Origin of the sequence: Stutzerimonas nitrititolerans (assembly GCF_003696285.1) — a bacterium.
GTDB classification, from domain to species: domain Bacteria; phylum Pseudomonadota; class Gammaproteobacteria; order Pseudomonadales; family Pseudomonadaceae; genus Stutzerimonas; species Stutzerimonas nitrititolerans.
The window spans coordinates 1-419 of the sequence record NZ_RFFL01000084.1 but is presented as its reverse complement, the minus strand read 5'-3'; the positions used below and the strand labels follow the sequence as shown (position 1 = coordinate 419).

Here is a 419-nt window from a genome sequence, read left to right as displayed (position 1 = left end):
TCACCGGCGATGGTGCGCTGACGCAGGCCGGCCTTGATCTCGTCGACCGACAGCTCGCCGCCTTCCAGGTACTTGTTCATCAGCTCTTCGTTGGCCTCGGCCGCAGCCTCGATCATGTTGGAGCGATATTCCTCGGCCTGATCCAGCAACTCCGCCGGAATCTCTTCCTCGCGGTAGCTCATGCCCTTGTCGTCTTCGTTCCAGTAGATCGCCTTCATCTTGATCAGGTCGATCTGGCCCGAGAAGTTCTCCTCCGAGCCGATTGCCAGCTGCAACGGTACCGGGGTGTGCCCCAGGCGCTGCTTGATCTGACCGACGACACGCAGGAAGTTGGCGCCCTGGCGGTCCATCTTGTTGACGTAGACAACACGCGGTACGCCGTACTTGTTGGCCTGACGCCAGACGGTCTCGGACTGCGG

General features: G+C 61.3%; 1 protein-coding gene. It reads right to left on the bottom strand.

Features of this window, described 5'->3' with window-relative positions:
- The coding region (locus EA795_RS20805) for a GTP-binding protein (protein WP_240645063.1) at window positions 1-419 on the bottom strand (419 nt) is incomplete at both ends.